Origin of the sequence: Enterobacter cloacae complex sp. S2 (assembly GCF_015159675.1) — a bacterium.
GTDB classification, from domain to species: domain Bacteria; phylum Pseudomonadota; class Gammaproteobacteria; order Enterobacterales; family Enterobacteriaceae; genus Enterobacter; species Enterobacter intestinihominis.
Map to the genome: position 1 here is coordinate 25336 of NZ_JADDTS010000038.1, position 15939 is coordinate 41274.

Annotated in this window: 14 protein-coding genes and 1 tRNA gene; 10 read left to right on the top strand and 5 right to left on the bottom strand. The window is 51.2% G+C overall.

Translation table 11 applies throughout. From position 1 onward, the window contains the following. Positions 1 to 362 precede the first annotated feature (362 nt). The 8 genes from IPZ49_RS18020 (at position 363) to IPZ49_RS18055 (ending at position 8936) form a co-directional block, all read left to right on the top strand. Positions 363 to 2672: a TerB N-terminal domain-containing protein gene (locus IPZ49_RS18020; RefSeq protein WP_063146961.1), complete on the top strand. Its 2310-nt coding sequence runs from the start codon at positions 363 to 365 to the stop codon at positions 2670 to 2672. A gap of 3 nt (positions 2673 to 2675) precedes the next feature. Next, a complete protein-coding gene (locus tag IPZ49_RS18025) occupies positions 2676 to 3992 on the top strand; it encodes an ATP-binding protein (protein ID WP_015063045.1) in 1317 nt (438 codons plus the stop codon). Further along, complete coding sequence (locus IPZ49_RS18030; protein ID WP_063146962.1) at positions 3989 to 6184, top strand: DEAD/DEAH box helicase; 2196 nt, start codon at positions 3989 to 3991, stop codon at positions 6182 to 6184. The genes IPZ49_RS18025 and IPZ49_RS18030 overlap by 4 nt, the downstream gene beginning before the upstream one ends. 853 nt (positions 6185 to 7037) lie before the next feature. After that, on the top strand, positions 7038 to 7517 hold the full coding sequence (locus IPZ49_RS18035; RefSeq protein ID WP_015063037.1) for an antirestriction protein: 480 nt from the start codon (positions 7038 to 7040) through the stop codon (positions 7515 to 7517). 15 nt (positions 7518 to 7532) lie between these two features. Then, a complete protein-coding gene (locus IPZ49_RS18040; RefSeq protein ID WP_063146963.1) occupies positions 7533 to 8009 on the top strand; it encodes a RadC family protein in 477 nt (158 codons plus the stop codon). Between the two features lie 8 nt (positions 8010 to 8017). After that, positions 8018 to 8239, top strand: coding sequence for a DUF987 domain-containing protein (locus IPZ49_RS18045; protein ID WP_063146964.1), 222 nt, complete (start codon positions 8018 to 8020; stop codon positions 8237 to 8239). Positions 8240 to 8256: 17 nt separating this feature from the next. Then, positions 8257 to 8574, top strand: a complete 318-nt coding sequence (locus tag IPZ49_RS18050) for a type IV toxin-antitoxin system YeeU family antitoxin (protein ID WP_063146965.1) — start codon at positions 8257 to 8259, stop codon at positions 8572 to 8574. 20 nt (positions 8575 to 8594) lie between these two features. Beyond that, entirely contained in the window at positions 8595 to 8936 is a 342-nt protein-coding gene (locus tag IPZ49_RS18055; protein ID WP_063146966.1) for a toxin, read from the top strand. Between the two features lie 161 nt (positions 8937 to 9097). Here the strand turns inward: IPZ49_RS18055 and IPZ49_RS18060 are convergent. Beyond that, positions 9098 to 9173: transfer RNA gene (locus IPZ49_RS18060), tRNA-Ile, on the bottom strand. Positions 9174 to 9297: 124 nt separating this feature from the next. On the opposite strand from IPZ49_RS18060, the gene mug reads away from it, so the two are divergent. Further along, positions 9298 to 9804: a G/U mismatch-specific DNA glycosylase gene (gene mug, locus IPZ49_RS18065; protein WP_023298636.1), complete on the top strand. Its 507-nt coding sequence runs from the start codon at positions 9298 to 9300 to the stop codon at positions 9802 to 9804. 102 nt (positions 9805 to 9906) lie between these two features. Here the strand turns inward: mug and rpoD are convergent, their stop codons facing one another. The 3 genes from rpoD to rpsU form a co-directional block, all read right to left on the bottom strand. After that, positions 9907 to 11751 carry an RNA polymerase sigma factor RpoD gene (rpoD, locus tag IPZ49_RS18070; RefSeq protein ID WP_006812010.1) on the bottom strand — a complete coding sequence of 615 codons (1845 nt, stop codon included), beginning with the start codon at positions 11749 to 11751 and terminating at the stop codon, positions 9907 to 9909. Between the two features lie 153 nt (positions 11752 to 11904). Continuing rightward, entirely contained in the window at positions 11905 to 13650 is a 1746-nt protein-coding gene (gene dnaG, locus IPZ49_RS18075) for a DNA primase (protein ID WP_003862574.1), read from the bottom strand. Positions 13651 to 13765: 115 nt separating this feature from the next. Next, positions 13766 to 13981 (bottom strand): 30S ribosomal protein S21, encoded by a 216-nt coding sequence (rpsU, locus tag IPZ49_RS18080; RefSeq protein ID WP_001144069.1) that lies wholly within the window; start codon positions 13979 to 13981, stop codon positions 13766 to 13768. A 236-nt stretch (positions 13982 to 14217) separates the two neighbouring features. On the opposite strand from rpsU, the gene tsaD reads away from it, so the two are divergent. Further along, the gene (gene tsaD / locus IPZ49_RS18085; protein WP_048966111.1) at positions 14218 to 15231 is read left to right on the top strand and encodes a tRNA (adenosine(37)-N6)-threonylcarbamoyltransferase complex transferase subunit TsaD; all 1014 of its coding nucleotides are present in this window, start codon (positions 14218 to 14220) and stop codon (positions 15229 to 15231) included. A gap of 87 nt (positions 15232 to 15318) precedes the next feature. On the opposite strand, the gene ureG is transcribed toward tsaD, so the two are convergent. Further along, positions 15319 to 15936, bottom strand: coding sequence for an urease accessory protein UreG (gene ureG, locus IPZ49_RS18090; RefSeq protein ID WP_023298635.1), 618 nt, complete (start codon positions 15934 to 15936; stop codon positions 15319 to 15321). Positions 15937 to 15939: the final 3 nt, after the last annotated feature.

The following is a 15939-nucleotide window of genomic DNA, read 5'->3' on the forward strand; positions in this document are numbered from 1 at the left end:
AGACGGTATAGTCTCTAAAAGCTTCCCTGCCATAAAGTTGCCGACATTCTCAGCGAATAGGTAAGTATCATCATACAGTGGTCAGATGTGCATCCGCAGTACATTTGCTCGCATGTTAACGTAGCAGTAGTACAACATCATTTAGAGACGAATGGCCTAACAGGTTTTAACACCTTAAAATTTCACTGCTGGTTAAACACATTATTAAATGATTTTTATCATTTAAATCATTGGGTTAATTTTAATTGTGATTTGCTTTTAACCCTCGCAATTTAGAAGTATTATTTTGAGATTAATCCACTTGCCCTGCCTTCATCACTGCTTGTAAATATGCGTGAAGAATGATTTTAAGGTTATATATCATGGAGTTATTGAAGTTTTTGGCGGCGATTTTTGTCATTTACTTGTTGTTTTTTAGAAAGAAAAAACGTAAATCTCCAAAGTCTTATGCTTCAGACCCCGTGAAAGCACCGCCAAAAGAATGGCTCGCTGACATCAAGAAAAAAGAGGCGGTTGTGCGAAACGATGATAGTGAAGACGATAACCTTGCAACTTTTACATTGAGCGGTGGCCGGGGTGTTGAACTTCGGGTGACAACCAATCATTACCGCAACACCTCAAAGTCAGCAGGTGCACTAGCTCGATGGGTACTTCCGGGTGAGATGATAACTGTAGCTGGTGTAGCAATTAGCGGTGGCCACATTTACGTGGGGCAACGTATGAAGCCCTCCGGTCAGGAATCAGGCGGCTATTATGACGATGGAAGTGAGGCATCATTAATTGATGACACATGTAAGATAAAACCTACTTCTTATCTTTACGAGGACAGTTCATTAGGATACTGGCCCAGTTTTTCCTCTCTTTCCCCAGAAGCACGCGGTGCGTATGTCAGTTGGCTTGCCAGCGATAGGTCTGATCCATCGTGTCCTATCGGCTATGTTTTTATCTACCTCTACGGCCTGGAAAGAAAAGCGCTCGTAGATTCCACTGACCCAAAATTCCCTGATGCTGAGTTCCGTAATCTGTTCAATGAAGTCGCTCGGTTAAGATCGGTATTCATTGAGAACCGCTCCTTCCGTGGATATTCGACCCAATTACTCGAAGCCATGTCTATTCTGCGCCCGAACATGGGCTTAGCCACTGAGCTCGATAGCAATTCAGGTTTCAGCAACAGCATGCAATTTAAGCTGGCTCTGGCAAAAACTGTACATGAAGGAGTTCCTGTATCAGCTGAACTGGTGTTGAACTGGGTAATAAACCACACCGAGTATTCGCTGCGTACCCCGGCTCGCCGTTGTGCTAAAGAGTTTGCTGCGCTTTTCAAACGGCGTTACACCCTCAAATATGGTGAAGGGATGGTCGTTAAGGCGAATAAAACACGCCTAAGGTTAGATTACACACCAGCAAGTCCTAGTTTGCGAGGTGTTCGACTTCCTGTTCCCGACCTGCCTGATCCAAGTGCGTTGAAGAGCCCTGTCCAGAAAATTATGGCTCTTGCCGATATATGTACAGATGAACTTGATGCTTATAGTCGCTACCTTGGTAGGAAAGGTACGTCAGTCAATGATACGGCTGCAATTATGCTGCTCCCTTCAGAGATCGTTAATGAAAGCGCAGAAAAAATATTAAGCTCATTCAAACGCTGGGCTGATGAGGCGATCCTCGTCAAGGAGGGGCTAGTCTCAGTTGCTGACTTTTGGGCACATATGAATGCCAGTTGCCCCAATAAGATCAATAAAAAAGAGGCCGATTTGATGCAGGCCTTTGCTCTGAAGATGGGTTACGGTCTGGCACCTGACCCGTATTATCACCATGTGAAGGCGGATGTTGATGGGACACTTGTTCTATTCCCTGCCGCCGAAGGTGGACGCTTCTCACCTTCTCCTGAATTTATCTCAGCCGTAATGACGCTCAGATTAGGGGCGATGGTCGCCTTGATTGACGATTCTCTTGATCAAGCTGAACAGAAAGTGCTTGAGAATGCCATCAACAACAATCCTGGCTTCACCGATGATGAAAAACGCTCTCTACATGCGTATTTAACGTGGCAACTTCATACCCCAGCCAATATGACAGGAATGAAAAGCAGGATTGAGTTGATGGGGGCCGCGGAAAAAGCTGCTGTGGGTAAGGTTATCGTTAGTGTTGCCTGTTCGGATGGGACAATAGCGCCTGCCGAAATCAAACAGCTTGAGAAGATTTATTCAAGTTTGGGGCTGGATCCCTCATCTGTCTCGAGCAATATCCATCAGCATTCCGCAACTGAACATGATCTCGTCTCGTCTGTACCAACTGATCAGCCAGCAGCAGGGTTCACACTGGATGCTAATGTACTTGCCCGCCACGAATCTGCCACGGATGATGTTCGTAAATTGCTGAACACAATTTTCACCGAAGAAGAACCGGAAGAGCCAGAAAGCGCTCCAGCCTCATCAACGGAGGCGGGGGGGCTTGACTCCGCACATAGCCAGCTTTATCGCAGTTTGCTGGAGAAAGAACAGTGGTCCCGAAAAGAGGCGACAGAATTGTGCGGAAATTTGAATTTGATGCTCGGCGGTGCGCTTGAGGTGATCAATGACTGGTCCTATGCGGTGGTTGATGCTCCAGTACTGGACGATGCCGATGATGATATCTGGGTTGACCTGGAAATTGCCAAAGAATTAGAGGGATAGTGAATGTCTGTAACACGTATAAGAGTGAAAGAACGTGACGCTATTATTCAGTCACTTAAGTCAGGTGTAACGCCAAGGATAGGCATTCAGCATATCCAGGTTGGCCGCGTGAATGAGATCACCGCTCTCCACCAGGATATTGAGAGGACTGCTGACGGTGGTGCAAGCTTCAGACTTATCATCGGTGAATATGGTTCTGGTAAAACGTTCTTTCTGAGTGTTGTGCGCTCTATTGCGCTAGAGAAGAAGCTGGTGTCAGTCAGTGCAGACCTTTCTCCTGACAGACGCATTCACTCATCGGGAGGTCAGGCTCGTAATCTCTATTCTGAGCTTATGAAAAACATGTCCACCAGAAACAAGCCGGATGGTAATGCGTTACTTAGCGTTGTTGAAAGATTCGTTACGGAGGCAAGAAAGGAAGCGGACACGGACGGCTCCGAGGTTTCATCAGTTATTCATAAACGCCTGGCAGCTCTGTCAGATATGGTGGGTGGATATGACTTTGCGAAGGTCATTGATGCATTCTGGCGCGGACATGAGCAGGATAACGAAACGCTAAAATCCAATGCTATTCGCTGGTTGCGGGGAGAGTACACCACCAAAACTGATGCCCGTAACGATCTCGACGTTCGGACTATTATCTCAGACGCATCATTCTATGATTCTTTGAAGCTGATGAGCCTTTTTGTCCGCCAGGCAGGCTATGCCGGTCTTTTGGTCAGCCTCGACGAAATGGTGAACCTCTTTAAGCTGAATAATACGCAAGCAAGAACAGCGAACTACGAACAGATTTTGCGGATCCTGAATGACTGCCTGCAAGGCTCAGCCGAGAACATTGGTTTTATCCTCGGGGGTACGCCAGAGTTTCTTTTCGATCCGCGTAAAGGTCTTTACAGCTATGAGGCGCTCCAGTCGCGTCTGGCGGAAAACCGGTTCGCGCAAAAAGCAGGAGTGATTGACTACTCATCCCCCACTTTGCATCTTGCCAGCCTCACCCCTGAGGAACTGTATATTTTGCTGAGAAATCTTCGTCATGTTTATGCCGGTGGAGATCCAGAGAATTATCTGGTACCAGATGAGGCACTGACTGGATTCCTGCATCACTGTAGTAAAACCATTGGAGACGCTTACTTCCGTACCCCCCGTAATACCATAAAAGGTTTCCTGGACATGCTGGCCGTGCTGGAACAAAACAGAACGATGAACTGGCAAACACTAATCGAGGGTGTGGCGATTGAAGAGGACCGGCCCAGCGATATGGATGACACCACTACGGAGGAAAGCGATGACGACGACGGACTGGCGAACTTCAAACTATGAGCAGTGCCTACGATAGCCTCGATCCCCGCGTCCGTAATTGGGTTTACAAGCAGGGGTGGTCGACATTAAGGCCCTTGCAGGAGAGTTCTATCCCGGCAATTTTAGCCCGTGATCGAGACGTGCTAATCAGTGCAGGTACAGCAGCGGGTAAAACAGAGGCTTTCTTTCTTCCTGCCTGTTCGGCAGTTGCAGATCTCACGAATGGATTTGGCATCGTCTATATCAGTCCGTTGAAGGCATTGATTAACGATCAGTACCGTCGTCTTGGGAGCCTTGGAGATGCATTGGAAATGCCAGTGACTCCCTGGCACGGGGATGTACCACAAAGCAAAAAGAAGAAGGCTCGGACGAACCCTGCTGGCATTTTACTGATTACACCTGAGTCACTTGAGTCTTTGCTCATAAATTCAATGGGCTGGCTCAAACAGGCGTTTTCTTCAGTCGCATACATCGTTATTGATGAGTTTCATGCTTTTATTGGTTCAGAGCGTGGTGTACAGCTGCTTTCTCTGCTCAATAGAATTGACCATGTGCTAGGATGCCAGGTAAATCCAATTCCCCGCGTTGCGTTGAGTGCCACGCTGGGGGAACTGGAGAAAGTGCCCGAAATGTTGCGTCCGGACAAACGACTCCCCTGCGTAACTGTTACAGATAGTAATAGCATGGCCACTCTTCAGGTACAGGTCAAAGGGTACCTGGAGCGAGTGATCCAAAATGAGGAAGAACTTCAGAGTTCAGCTGAACATGACGTTTGCGCTGACATTTTTAGACTTTGCCGTGGCGATTCTCATTTGGTCTTTGCAAACAGCCGAAAACGCACTGAAAGCATTGCGGCAACGCTGAGCGACATGTGTGAGGAACAAATTGTTCCGAATGAATTTTTCCCCCACCATGGTTCCCTTGCCAAGGAATTACGTGAGGTGCTTGAATCTCGTCTTCAGAAAGGAAATTTGCCCACAACAGCTGTTTGTACAATGACGCTTGAGTTGGGAATTGATATCGGTAAGGTTAAGTCGGTTATCCAAGTTACGCCTCCGCATTCTGTTTCCAGTTTGCGCCAGCGAATGGGGCGTTCTGGGCGACGCGATTCCCCGTCAGTACTCAGAATGCTAATTACAGAAAATGAGCTTACTGTGAGTAGCAGTATCGTTGATCACCTACGACTCCAGTTGGTGCAGTCGATGGCAATGATCAGGTTGATGATCTCTAAACAATGGTTTGAGCCTGCCGATTCCCGGCAGATGCATTACTCCACGCTGCTACACCAGATTCTTGCAATTACCGCACAATGGGGTGGAGTTCGTGCCGACCAGCTCTGGTCACAACTATGCCAGACAGGGCCGTTCAGAAATGTAGATTTAAACGATTTCAAAAGCCTGCTTAAACATATGGGAGCATGTGGCCTGCTCACTCAACTTGCTAGCGGCGAAATGGTTGTTGGGGCAGAGGGGGAGAAACTGACTAACCATTACACTTTTTATGCCGTGTTCAATACACCAGAAGAGTTCCGCATTATCACCGGAAACAGAACCCTTGGAACAGTGCCTGTGGACTCCCCACTGCTACCAGACCAACACATCATCTTCGGTGGGCGGCGCTGGAAAGTGACAGAGATCGAGACAGAGAAAAAAGTTATCTATGTAGAGGCAACCAAAGGCGGTCAGCCACCACAATTTAGTGGGGGAGGTATGTCTGTTCATGATGCCGTTCGTCAGGAAATGCTCGCTATCTATAGGGAAGGTGATTACCGCATAGCAATAGGTAGCAAGAAAGTAGATTATGCCGATACTGCCGCCAGAAACCTATTTGCGGAAGGCTGTAGTAACTTTCAGCGTTTTAAACTTCAAAATGAGTGTTTTATTACGAGTGGACAACACTGTTACGTAATACCCTGGATGGGGGATAAAGTTGTCAATACGATTACAGCCTTGCTCATACGTTGTGGTTTTAAAGCAAATTCATTTGCTGGCGTTATAGAAATCGATAACTCCAGTGTAGCTTCCGTTCAGCACGCGCTCAAAGAAATGCTGTTGTCAGGCTTGCCATCTGCATTTGATCTTGCCACAGATGTTCCAGAAAAGTACTTAGATAAATATGACGAGTATTTACCAGAGTCCCTTCTTGCGAAAGGGTATGGTGCAAAGGCGTATGAAACAGAAGGTACGCGCATCTGGTTGCAGAAATATCTTTAGTAATCTGGATATGTAATCAGGGTATAAATAAGACATATATACCCTGAATTTTTTATTTCCCTGTAGATTTACTAGGCTTTAGTCCCGGGGTATTACCAGGAGTATCTTTATTATCACGTCGACGTTGATCCGGTTTTCCTGTCGATTTAGCAATTGGTTTTGGACCAGGTTTAAGACCCATGATAGTTATCCTTTAGAGGTGTAAGAGGGAAGCCTCAACATTGATATATTGGATAATGTGAAAATTTTCAATGGGAGCGATCAACATATCCAATGATTAACTCGATATTGTGAACAGTGTCCGCTTCTGGCACATGGCTGCCAGTCACCCACGATCTGAAATTTATAATTGACGCAACTACAGCTTTAAATTATCTGCTTGAATTATAAATTATTTCATATAGATATTATCTCTGTGAATCCCTCGCATCCATTATTGGTTGCGAGGTTTTTTATTTTTCACGCAGAGATCTCCGTATGCAAAAATCTGGCTGCTCTCAGGCCTTTTAGCAATTGCTGACTTCGATACCTCACACCCTAAGCAGTACGAACCGATGATCGCCCCTTATCGGTGGATAAACACTTTATCGTAACGTCACGCTGGCGTATCGACGGGGATGTGAAGCTCAATAGTGCACTGTGGTTGATGACGGAGAACATGCTCGTTCTGTTCAGTCAGCTGCAGGCAAAAAAATACACCGGTACTGGGGCCAGATAGCCTGACTTTACACTCTCCATTCTCTCCAAATCCATATCCCGTTCGCGGGAATTTCTCATATACCGCATTGTAAGCCCTGACAGGAAACCCGCCTGCGGCATATCTGCGACTGTAATAACCGAAAGGAAAATCACTATGTATAACGACACAACGTCAAAACACAATGATCATCATAATCACAGCCAGAAAGAGCCGACCGGAGATAAATTACTTCATGCCACTGTGATGCCTGATGGAATGCGTATCAGCTTCTGGCCGCAGCACTTCGGCACTATTCCGCAGTGGATAACCCTGGAGCCCCGCATCTTCGCCTGGATGAACCGCTTCTGCGCGGATTACAGCGGTGGCATCTGGCAGTTTTACACGCTGAGCAACGGCGGGGCCTTTATGGCACCCGATGCTGACCGCAATGAGACATGGAGTCTGTTCAATAATTTGAACGGTAATGGCGTGGAAATGAGCGCAGAAGCCGCAGGTATTGCCGTCTGCCTGATTGAATACAGCCATCACGCCTGCCGTACAGAGTGTGACGCGATGACCGCGCACTATTACCGTCTGCGGGACTACGCCCTGCAGCATCCAGAAGCCCACGCCATTCTGCGCATCATTGACTGACCGGAGGAACAACGAATGAAACAGCTTTCCTTTTTACCCGGCGAAATGACGCCACAGGACCGGCGTCTTATCCAGCGGGCACTCAGGGCTCTGGACCGGCACCTGCGTGAGCCCGGGGTAGCCTTCACCTCCACCCACGCCGTACGTGAATGGCTGGGACTGCATATGGCCGCGCTTGAGTGGGAAGAGTTCCGGGTGCTGTATCTGGACAACCAGAATCAGTTGATTGCCCATGAGACGCTTTTCACCGGCACGATTAACCGCACCGAGGTCCATCCCCGGGAAGTGGTCAAACGTGCACTGCACTTCAATGCCGCAGCGGTGATACTGGCCCATAACCATCCTTCCGGCGAGACGACGCCCAGCCAGGCTGACAAAACCCTCACGCAGCGACTGGTTCAGGTACTTCAGCTGGTGGATATCCGTGTCCCTGACCACCTGATTGTCGGCGGCAGGCAAATCTATTCGTTCGCAGAACACGGTCTGTTGTGAGGTATGACATGAAAATTATTAGTAAACGCAAGGCAATGACGATATACCGCCAGCATCCTAAGTCCCGAATCTTTCGCTACTGCACCGGCAAATACCTGTGGCATGGCAGCGTCTGTCATTACACCGGCAGGGACGTTCCGGATATCACAGGAGTTCTGGCGGTATACGACGAACGCCGCCAGGACCGCGAGGGGCCTTATGCCTGCCTGATGAGCATCACCCTGAACTGACAATAAAGAGGTTATCAATGAGCAAAATCACATGGGGTCTGCAGCGTGATATCACGCCACGTCTGGGAGCCCGTCTGGTGCAGGAAGGCAACCGACTGCATTATCTGGCTGACCGGGCCAGCATGACCGGCAAGTTCAGTGACATCGAATGCCGGAAGCTGGATGAAACATTCCCGCACTTTATCCGCCAGATGGAATCGATGCTGACCACTGGTGAACTCAGCACCCACCATGCCCACTGCGTTACCCTGTACCACAACGATTTAACCTGCGAAGCCGACACCCTTGGCAGTTGCGGCTACGTATACATCGCCATTTACCCCACTCAGCGTTAATTACCTTCACGAGAGCAAACATGAAAACTTTACCTGCAACAACTCAGCGGGCGGTGAAGCCCTGCCTGTCACCCGTGGCTGTCTGGCAAATGTTACTGACACGTCTGCTGGAACAGCACTATGGTCTGACAATAAACGACACGCCATTCTGCAATGAGGCTGTGATTAAGGAACACATCGATGCCGGTATCACCCTGGCCGATGCCGTTAATTTTCTGGTGGAGAAATACGAGCTGGTGCGTATCGACAGAATGGGATTTAGCTGGCAGGAGCAATCTCCTTATATTCGGGCTGTCGATATTCTGCGAGCGCGGCAGGCAACTGGTCTGTTACAGCAAAGCCGTAAAAATTTGGTACGGTGAATAATACGGGCAGTGCTACTGGCTTTCATCACTATCCGGGGATGCTTGCAGCGAGATGAAGAGAGCAAGGAGGCAATTCCTTACCTGACCCATTACCTGACCCAAATCGCAGGAAAAGAAAAAGGAGTTAGACGATTTCTCATCTAACTCCTTGTTTTATTTGGTGGCCCCTGCTGGACTTGAACCAGCGACCAAGCGATTATGAGTCGCCTGCTCTAACCACTGAGCTAAGGGGCCGTGGCGGTGAATTATAAAGTAACTCACCTCAGCAATCCAGCCATTCACACCTGCCTGCTGTTTTTATAAACAACGCATAATCAATCCTTTATACTTATCTTAAGATGCATAGACAGGAGTAGAGATGATCAACGATATTCTGGCCCCTGGCCTACGGGTGGTGTTCTGCGGAATCAACCCGGGCAAGTCCTCGGCGCACACCGGTTTTCACTTTGCTCATCCGGGAAATCGCTTCTGGAAGGTGATCCACCAGGCCGGTTTTACCGACAAACAGCTTAAGCCGGAAGAAGAGCAGCAGCTGCTGGATACGCGCTGTGGCATCACCATGCTGGTCGAGCGTCCAACGGTGCAGGCGAGCGAAGTAAATCTGCATGAGCTGCGTACTGGCGGGCGGGAACTGGTGAAGAAGATTGAAGACTACCAGCCCGCGGCGCTGGCGATCCTCGGCAAACAGGCGTACGAGCAGGCGTTCAGCCAGCGCGGTGCGAAGTGGGGTAAGCAGAACATTACCATTGGCGTAACGCAGGTTTGGGTGTTGCCGAATCCGAGCGGGCTGAACAGGGCGACGCTGGACAAGCTGGTGGAGGCGTATCGGGAACTTGATGAGGCGCTGGTGGTGAGGGGGCTTTAGCTCCTCTGCGGCCTGATGCCCTCACCCTGGTCCTCTCCCACAGGGAGAGGGAATAAACAAAAAAAAAGCTCCCGATTGGGAGCTTTTTGCTGTTTACATGGGTTAGTCGTCCAGGAAGCTACGCAGCACTTCAGAGCGGCTCGGATGGCGCAGCTTACGCAGCGCCTTCGCTTCGATCTGACGGATACGTTCGCGGGTCACGTCAAACTGTTTACCCACTTCTTCCAGCGTGTGGTCGGTGTTCATATCGATACCGAAACGCATACGCAGCACTTTCGCTTCACGGGCGGTCAGGCCAGCCAGCACGTCGTGCGTAGCGGCACGCAGGCTCTCGGTGGTGGCAGAGTCCAGCGGCAGCTCGAGGGTAGTATCCTCGATGAAATCACCCAGATGCGAATCTTCATCATCACCGATTGGTGTTTCCATGGAGATTGGCTCTTTAGCGATTTTCAGCACTTTACGGATCTTGTCTTCCGGCATCAGCATGCGTTCAGCCAGCTCTTCCGGCGTCGGCTCGCGACCCATCTCCTGCAACATCTGGCGAGAAATACGGTTGAGCTTGTTGATGGTCTCAATCATATGCACCGGAATACGGATGGTGCGCGCCTGGTCTGCGATAGAGCGGGTGATCGCCTGACGGATCCACCAGGTAGCATAGGTGGAGAACTTGTAACCACGACGGTATTCAAACTTATCTACCGCTTTCATCAGACCGATGTTGCCTTCCTGAATCAGATCCAGGAACTGCAGGCCACGGTTGGTGTATTTCTTGGCGATAGAGATAACCAGACGTAAGTTCGCTTCAACCATCTCTTTCTTCGCACGGCGGGCTTTTGCTTCACCGATGGACATACGACGGTTGATGTCTTTCACCTGCTCGATGGTCAGGCCGGTCTCTTCTTCAATCTGATGCAGCTTTTGCAGGCCGCGCTGTACGTCTTCTTTCACGTCGTGCAGCTTTTCAGACCACGGCTTGTTCATCGCGATAGCGGCGTTGAACCAGGTTTCGCTGGTTTCATTGCCGGTGAAGAGGGTGATGAAATTCTTCTTCGGCATTTTGCACTGTTCAACACACAGCTTCATGATGATACGTTCCTGGGTACGTACGCGATCCATCATCACGCGCATGCTGTTCACCAGGTAGTCGAACTGTTTTGGCACCAGGCGGAACTGTTTGAACACTTCCGACAGCTTCAGGATCTCTTCCTGAGCGGCAGCATGGCTGCGGCCTTTCGCTTTGATGGTGTCACGCGTCACTTCGTACTGAGTACGCAGCTCGGCAAACTTCTCGCGCGCCAGTTCAGGGTCGATGCTGTTGTCGTCGTCGCTGCTGTCGTCGTCTTCTTCTTCATCTTCGTCTTCGTCGTCATCCATCTCTTCCTGAGACAGCTCAGAACCGACGTGAGTGGCGGTTGGCGCCATATCTTCTTCAGCGTTCGGGTCGACAAAGCCAGTGATCAGATCGGACAGACGCGCTTCTTCCGCTTCAACGCGATCGTACTGCTCCAGCAGATAGGTAATCGCTTCCGGGTATTCGGCAACAGAGCACTGAACCTGGTTGATCCCGTCTTCGATGCGTTTTGCGATGTCAATTTCGCCTTCGCGGGTCAACAGTTCAACGGTACCCATTTCACGCATGTACATGCGGACCGGGTCAGTGGTACGCCCGATTTCAGATTCCACGCTGGACAGTACCTGTGCAGCAGCTTCTTCCGCATCTTCGTCAGTGTTGTTGGAGGTTTCAGCCAGCAACAGATCATCGGCATCCGGTGCTTCTTCCATCACCTGAATGCCCATGTCATTGATCATTTGGATGATATCTTCGATCTGATCTGAATCGACGATATCTTCCGGCAGATGGTCATTGACCTCGGCATAGGTCAGATAGCCTTGCTCCTTACCGCGTTGGACAAGAAGTTTCAGCTGTGACTGCGGGTTTTGCTCCATAAGACGGTATCCACACTTAATTCGTTTGATTGGTGTCGGCGATAGGGCTGCCAACCTTTAAAGCGAGGGCGTACTTATATTTTTGCCGCTGCCTCTCAGTGCGGCTGCCGGGGGCTTCCCGATCGATATTCGGCACTTAAGCCGTTAAATTTTTTATTTCTTCGCCAGTTCCTGGTTAATCATCCAGAGCTCCCGGCGTTCTTCGCTGCTTAAGCCATGGGTGCGCTCGCGAGCTATCAACTCTTCCTGGCGCAACTCAAGCATCGAATCAAACATATGGTTGAGTGAGTCGGTGAACGTTTTTTCTGCGATATCCTTATCTGCTATATCGTCCCACATCGACAGTTTTTCAAGGGTAGCGGCCTCTTTTGTGCCGCGATAATGCTCTAAAAGTTGTCCGGTGGTCAGACCTGGCTGCGACAAACAAGTGTTGACCAATTCTGAAAATAAGCCAAGTCCGGGCAATTTTTCGTGGTTCAAACCCGCCAGTGACGGCACTTGCGGAGCAAGTTCGGGGTTTTGCACCAGCAACCCTATCAGTATACGCATGGTTGTGCGTTTTAGCTGAGGCGCGGGGCGTACCGTGCCGTTTTCAGCCTGTTTAGGCATTAAACGTTCAAGCTGGCTGTCATCCAGAATGCCGAGCTTGTTGCCTAACTCCTGACGCAGATAGATGCGCAGCGTTTCGCCGGGCACCTGGCTGATTAACGGCAGCGCCAGCGTGCTGAGCTGCGCGCGCCCGTCAGGGGTACTCAAATCCACCTGCGGCATCAGGCTGTTAAACAGAAACGTGGAGAGCGGCTGAGCCTGCTCCATCCGCGCTTCAAATGCCGCTTTGCCCTCTTTACGCACCAGCGTGTCCGGGTCTTCACCGTCGGGCAGGAACATAAAGCGTAGCTGACGCCCGTCGGTCATATACGGCAACGCGGTTTCCAGCGCTCGCCAGGCGGCGTCGCGTCCTGCGCGGTCACCGTCGTAACAGCAAATCACGTTGTTGGTGACGCGGAACAGCAACTGGATATGGTCCGCCGTGGTGGACGTTCCCAGCGACGCAACGGCATAGTTAATGTCGTACTGCGCCAGCGCAACAACATCCATATAGCCTTCGACGACCAGAAGACGCGGAGGTTCCGCATTATCCTGCTGTGCCTCATAAAGACCGTAAAGCTGGCGGCCCTTATGGAAAATATCGGTTTCCGGGGAGTTAAGGTATTTCGGCAGGGCATCACCCAGCACGCGACCACCAAAACCTATCACCCGGCCACGCTTGTCGCGGATCGGGAACATCACCCGTTCACGGAAGCGGTCGTAGCTTCGTCCCTGGTCGTTGGTGACCAGCATGCCTGCGTCGATGAGGGATTTACGATCTTCGCTATTGCCGCCAAAACGCTTTAACACGTTGTCCCAGCCGGGCGGGGCGTAACCAATAGCGAAACGCGCAATCACATCGTCGCTCAGTCCGCGCTTGTTCAGATACTGACGCGCAGGCTCAGCCGCAGAGTGCTTAAGAGACTGTTGGTAAAACGAATTCAGGCCATCCATCAACTGATATAGCGTTTGCCGCTGATGGCGCTCGATCTGACTTGGCCCACTGCCTGCTTCATACGGCACTTCAAGGTTATGCATCGCCGCCAGCTCTTCGACGGTTTCAACGAACTCGAGCTTATCGTAGTTCATCAAAAAATCGACGGCATTACCGTGTGCGCCACAGCCGAAGCAATGGTAGAACTGCTTTTCACCGTTTACGGTGAAAGAGGGGGTTTTTTCGTTATGGAACGGACAGCACGCATGGTAGTTCTTGCCCTGCTTTTTTAGCTTCACCCGCGCGTCGATGAGATCGACGATGTCGGTTCTGGCAAGCAGGTCATTGATGAAAACGCGTGGGATTCTTCCGGCCATATGCCCCAAAAATTTAAGCGACTTATAAACGAAAACAAGCCGCGCATTCCTTCCGGAAGCACGGCCTTACGACTACAACTCTGTCTGTCAATTGAGGGCTGTGGCCCTCAACAGATTAGTACAGACGAGTACGGCGTGCGTTTTCGCGAGCCAGTTTCTTCGCGTGACGTTTCACAGCGGAAGCTTTAGCGCGCTTACGTTCGGTCGTTGGTTTTTCATAAAACTCACGACGACGAACTTCAGCCAGAACACCTGCTTTCTCGCATGAACGTTTGAAGCGACGCAGTGCTACGTCGAACGGCTCGTTTTCACGTACTTTAATTACCGGCATGTAACTCTCACCTTTAATAAATTCGGTTTGCCGCTGGCATCAACGCCAGCTTATTTCAAAATGGTGCGGAATTTTACTGCAAATGCTGCTGCTTTGTAAAGCACCGATGCGATTTTGAAAGGGACTTTTATAAGGGGGAAGAGTATACACGAGGCTTCTTCCTGGGGCGAACAAAGTTTTACATCAACCCGCCCAGGCTCTACACTGCGCGGTACTGAAACGAGGTAAAACAAGTCATGCGTGTACTGGGTATTGAAACATCCTGCGATGAAACCGGCATCGCGATTTACGACGACGAAAAAGGGCTTCTGGCCAACCAACTGTATAGTCAGGTGAAATTGCACGCTGACTACGGCGGCGTCGTGCCTGAACTGGCCTCTCGTGACCACGTGCGTAAAACGGTTCCCCTGATTAAGGCGGCACTGAAAGAGGCCGGGTTAAGTGCAAAAGATATTGATGCCGTGGCCTATACTGCAGGACCGGGCCTGGTTGGCGCGCTGCTGGTCGGCGCAACGGTAGGGCGTTCGCTGGCCTTCGCGTGGGACGTTCCGGCCATTCCGGTTCACCATATGGAAGGACATCTTCTGGCTCCGATGCTGGAAGCCAATCCGCCAGCGTTCCCGTTTGTGGCGCTGCTGGTCTCCGGCGGTCATACGCAGCTGATTAGCGTAACGGGCATTGGCAAGTATGAGCTGCTGGGCGAATCAATAGACGACGCGGCCGGTGAAGCCTTCGACAAAACTGCCAAGCTGCTTGGCCTGGATTATCCTGGCGGCCCGATGCTGTCGAAAATGGCCGCGCAGGGAACGGAAGGGCGCTTTGTCTTCCCGCGTCCGATGACCGATCGTCCGGGGCTGGATTTTAGTTTCTCCGGTCTGAAAACCTTCGCGGCGAACACCATTCGCAATAACGACGACAGCGAGCAGACGCGTGCCGACATCGCCCGCGCGTTCGAAGATGCGGTGGTGGATACGCTGATGATCAAGTGCAAGCGTGCGCTGGATCAGACGGGCTTTAAGCGCCTGGTGATGGCCGGTGGCGTGAGCGCCAACCGTACGCTGCGCGCGAAGCTTGCCGAAATGATGCAAAAGCGTCGTGGGGAAGTGTTCTACGCGCGTCCGGAATTTTGTACCGATAACGGGGCGATGATCGCCTACGCCGGGATGGTGCGCCTGAACGCTGGCGCCACGGCTGACCTGAGCGTGTCCGTGCGTCCGCGCTGGCCGCTGGCGGAGCTGCCTGAGGCGTAAGTCTTTTGCCCGGTGGCGCTGCGCTTACCGGGTCTGCAAAAATCGTAGGCCGGGTCAGGCGAAGCCGCCACCCGGCAATAAACCGCACTACATCCGCAGCATCCCTTTCTCTTCCAGAAACGCAATAATCGTCGCCAGCCCGTCACCCGCCTTCAGGTTGGTAAAGGTCCACGGACGCTCGCCGCGCATGCGATTAGTGTCGCGCTCCATTACCTCCAGCGACGCCCCCACGTACGGCGCGAGGTCGGTTTTATTGATCACCAGAAAATCGGATTTGGTGATCCCCGGCCCGCCCTTGCGCGGGATTTTTTCCCCTTCGGCCACGTCGATCACGTAGATGGTGAGGTCCGCCAGCTCCGGGCTGAAGGTCGCGCTCAGGTTATCCCCGCCGCTTTCGACGAAGATCAGATCCAGATTGCCGAACTTCTCGCTCAAGGCTTCCACCGCCGCCAGGTTCATTGAGGCATCTTCGCGGATGGCGGTGTGCGGACAGCCGCCCGTTTCCACCCCTACGATGCGCTCTGGCTCAAGCGCACCCGCCTCGGTCAGGATGCGCTGATCCTCTTTGGTGTAGATATCGTTAGTCACCACCGCAAGATGATAGGTGTCGCGCATCGCCTTGCAGAGCGCTTCCAGCAGGGCGGTTTTGCCCGACCCTACCGGGCCGCCCACGCCAACGCGCAGGGGATGTTTGTAATCAGCCATATT